Here is a 4056-nt window from a genome sequence, read left to right as displayed (position 1 = left end):
GAGGGCGGGCCCACCCCCGCACGCGTGGCGACGGGCGTCGCGGCCGCCGGACGCTGCCCGCCGCCGGGAGCCGAGGCGCGCAGGCCCGGCCAGAGGGCGGGCAGGCCCGCCAGCGCCACTCGACCGGCGGTGCCGGACTCGTCGAGCCGTCGCCAGCGCGGCGCGGCCATGTCGAGCGGGTCAGCCGCGGCCTCGCCGCTGCTGGTCGCCACGGGTACGCGTGCAGGCCGGTCGAGACCCCGCAGCGCCTCGGCCATCGCGCTGCGTGCATTGACTTCGCGCCTGGCGCTGGGCAGCCACACCAGCACGGGTGTGGTGATGCCCGTGACCTCGGCCAGTCGCTCGTAGCGGGCGAGCTTGCCTGCCAGGCGGGACAGTTGCTCGGTGCCGAAGTCGAACTCGATGAACCACTCGACCTCCCTGCCGGCCTCGCGCCAGCGGCCGTAGCCGTCCGGGGTGACGATGTCGCCCCAGTGCCGGCCGCACCGGGCGGCCGACCACCACGCCGCGAGCACACCAGCGGTGCCGGGTTGACGGGCTCGGCGGATCAGGGTGGTGAACAGCCCGTTGCAGCCCACGGTGTGCGCCAGTTGCAGCGAGAACGCGCGTCCGATCTCGCGTTCACGGCTGTAGCCCAGTTCCTTGGGGTCGATGCCGTCCTCGCGGGCCAGCGCGACCGCTCCGGCGGTGTCGAGGACGTAGTGCATCGGGTGCGAGCCGCGGTCGCGGTGGGGCTGGAACCGGTGCAGCACGCCCCATTGATAGAGGTTGCGCAGGCGCAGGTTCGCGCTGCGGCGACCGGTGAAGGCGACGTCGATGATCTGGGTGCTGGTGAGGACGTGGTGTTCGAACAGCATTCGGCACAGCCACCGGTCCCGGTCGGTGAGATGCCGGGCCAGCCACGCGTGATGCTCGGCCGTGTTGAGCACCCGCGCCGCAGTTCGTTCGGGCCGATGTGCCCGCAATTGTCGCTGCGGGGTGGGATTGCTGACCATCGTGAGTGCACCTCCAGACGTGCGGGACGCGGGAACGCCCTGCGGGCAAACGGAAATAGCTGAGCGGGTCAGGCCGCGCGGCGCGGGTCGAACGCCACCGGCTGGGCGTTTTCGGCCGGATCGGGCGTGTTTCGAGGCTTGGTGTTCACGAGCGCGAGCCGCCGGATTTCTTTGGCCCGGCCGGGAATCGCGGGCGGGAGCTTCTGGGTGACTGCGGTGAACGGGGGAGCTTCCTCGCTGTCGAGCACCAGTCGCGCGGCGATGTGGAACCGGCCGAGGTTGGCGAGGTCGTGTTCGGAGAGCCGGGGCGCGGTGTGCCGGGCCAGGTGCCGGGCGTCTTCGGGCGACGCCGAGAAAATGATCTTCGAGCGGGCGTTGGTGCTGATGCCTTCTTCCAGTTCGCGCGGCAGCTGCCGCAGGTACTGGTGCGCAAGCGTCATCGACATCCGGTAGCCGCGGGCTTCGGCGAGCATGTCCTCCATCGGGTACGCCAGGTTGAGGAAGTTGTGGCACTCGTCGATATAGAGCGACGCGTCGTGGCGGTCGCGTTGCGGTATCCGGGCGCGCCGGGTGGCGGCCTGCCACGTGCGGGCGACGACGATCGAGCCGATCAGTCGCGCGGTGTCCATCCCGAGCGCGTCTTTGCCCAGGCGCACCAGGCAGATCCCGCCGTCGAGGACCGCGTCCATGTCTACTGTGGACTGGCCGCCGGCGAGGGATGCTCGCACGAACGGGCGCAGCAGCAGGCCGCGGAGCTTGTTCATCAGGGGCGCGACGACCTGCGCCCGGCTGGCGTCGGACAGATCGTCGTACCAGTGCCAGAACCCGGTCAGGACGTCGTCGGAGATCTGTTCGAGCGCTCGCTGCCGGAAGGCGGGCACCGTGAGCAGTTTCGGCAGGTCGGTCAGCGTGGGTGTGCCGGGCAGCTCGCGCAGGGTCAGCAGCCCGGAGCGCAGGATGTCCTCGGTGCGCGGCCCCCAGCTGGAGGCGTAGACGTGGGAGAAGATCGACACCAGGTTGTCCACGGTGCGCGCGGTGTCGTCGCCTTCGAGCGGATTGAGCACGGGCGGGAGGGAACGGCTGTCGGCGTCGAAGAGCACCACCTTCTCCCCGAGCCGCGAGGGCAGCCGCATCAAGGTGTCCGCGACCAGATCTCCCTTGGGATCGATCACGACCAGGCCGCGGCCGGCTTCGGCGTCGTCGAGGATCATCCGCGCCATCAGCTCGGACTTGCCTGACCCGGTCGCACCGAGGATGTGCAGGTGATGGCGCGCGTCGGCGACGCGCAGCCCCACCGGTCGGGAGTGGCCGGAGTCGGTGATTCCGATCGGTTTCACTCCGGCGCCCTCGGTGGCGATCCCCGGTGGCGGCGGCACCGCCTTCGCTCCGGCGCGCTGCAAACCGGGCACGGCCTCGTCGGTCGGGACGTGAGCGAGCGCGGCCAGCTCAGCGATCGAGAGCAGATCGCCGGAGGCGAGGCGCCGTTCGGCCACGGACTGGACCGGACGCGCGAGCCGGACGCGACGGTAGTAGTTGTGTTCGCTGTAGGCCGCGAACGCGCTGGCGATGGCATGCCCGCGTCCGCGCAGGTGTTCCCGCACCGGAACCCGCTCAGTACTGGTCGCGTGCTCGTCGACCAGGGTGGCCACGGCGTACCGGATGCGGGTCTCGTACTGGGAGCTGCGCTGCTTGGCCACGATGACCCGGTCCTGCGCCGAGGTTTCCAGCGAGGTCTGGTGATCGACGACCGGCCGCTTCGCGGTCGTGGCGGGCTTGCGCGATCCGGTGTGCGGGGTGATCAGGTCCAGGAGGCGACCGGCCAGCCGGGCCGAGCTGCCCGTGCGGACCCGGCGGGCAGCTCGGCGGGCTGTGCGGACACGCGCGCCGGTGACCGGGCGCGCGAGGATCTGCACCACGGCCCGTTCGTGGGTGGCCATGCCTGCCGGTGCGCCCAGCAAGGCCCGGACGGGGTCGGTGGGGAAGTCCGACCGGATGGGCAATGCCTCGCTGCGGGCCAGGCGCAGTTCGCCGCCCACGGCCTCGACCGCTTTGCCCGGCGGATTGGCCAAGGGGATCGGCGGCTTGGCCGGCGCGGTCCGGGTGTGCGCGCCGGGCCAGGCAGCCTCGATGGCGCGTTCGGCCATGCCAGGCGGTACCACGCCCGGCAGCCACAGCCGCAGGGCGACCCCGGTCTGGGAGAACACGTACTCCCACACGATGTGCGGCTGGCCGTGCATCCGCCGTTTCCAGCCGGACCGCAACAGCCCGACCAGGTTCGAGTACAAGGCCGCCGCGCCGTCCGGATCGACCGTGGGCGGAGCGAGCACGGTGACCACCCGGGCGTCGGCCACCATCCGGTCATGGCACCGGCGCGCCCACCACCGTCGCCCGACCACAATGGCGGCCACCGCCAGCGCCACGGCCGGCCCGACGAGCGGCCCCCAGGACAGCGCGAATTCCCGCAGTGCCGCGACGAGAGCGCGCACTGCAGCACCGGGATCGCGCAGGTAGTCCTGCAACGGCGACGCAAGCGTCCTCGCCGAAGCGACAACGGATTGAGCGGATGACATCAGAAAGCCCCTCTTTCGCAAGGAAAAGTCGCAAAGGTGCGGATTCAGGCCGCGTGTCGTCCGGCGTTCGTTTGGCCTTCGTGCGTCGGGGTAGGCGCGGACGGGTTGCAGGGGCACGAGTCGCAGATGACGGCACCGCTTGCGTGCCGTTCGGCGTCGAAATCGGCCTGCCACTGCGACAGCCGCCCCGCCATGCCCTTGAGCGACCCGCAACGGCAGTGCGGATCAGGCAGCGCTGTCGAGGTCGACGTGGCCGTCAGCGTCCGCATCGAGAGCCAGTTCGGTGTCGTCGACGCCGAGATCGACGAACGCGCCGCCGTCGTCCGTGCTAGATTCGTGGTCCGCGTACTGCGCCAACTCGGCCGGGTCTGTTACCGGAACTTCCCGGTGTTCGTCGGTGCTGGCTGTTCTTTGTCGACGCTGGGGCGCTGGCCAGCGCGCTCTCACTCGATGGTGTGGACTCTCTGACATGACGTCAGGATTTCCGACAG

At 70.8% G+C, this 4056-nt stretch carries 3 protein-coding genes; all 3 read right to left on the bottom strand.

Features of this window, described 5'->3' with window-relative positions; translation table 11 throughout:
* Nucleotides 1-995: replication-relaxation family protein (locus PUT80_RS46070; RefSeq protein ID WP_275295904.1), on the bottom strand; the 995-nt coding region annotated here is incomplete at its 3' end.
* Between the two features lie 68 nt (nucleotides 996-1063).
* A complete protein-coding gene (locus PUT80_RS46065) occupies nucleotides 1064-3565 on the bottom strand; it encodes a DUF87 domain-containing protein (protein WP_101438028.1) in 2502 nt (833 codons plus the stop codon).
* Nucleotides 3566-3790: 225 nt separating this feature from the next.
* Entirely contained in the window at nucleotides 3791-3922 is a 132-nt protein-coding gene (locus tag PUT80_RS46060; protein ID WP_255806977.1) for a hypothetical protein, read from the bottom strand.
* Nucleotides 3923-4056: the final 134 nt, after the last annotated feature.

The sequence above is a fragment of the Amycolatopsis sp. La24 genome (assembly GCF_029087445.1).
GTDB lineage: Bacteria > Actinomycetota > Actinomycetes > Mycobacteriales > Pseudonocardiaceae > Amycolatopsis > Amycolatopsis nivea.
This window is presented reverse-complemented; position numbering and strand designations above follow the sequence as displayed.

Coding starts and splice junctions, on each gene's coding strand:
- PUT80_RS46065 (WP_101438028.1), bottom strand. CDS start 3,565: ATGTCATCCGCTCAATCCGTTGTCGCTTCGGCGAGGACGCTTGCGTCG.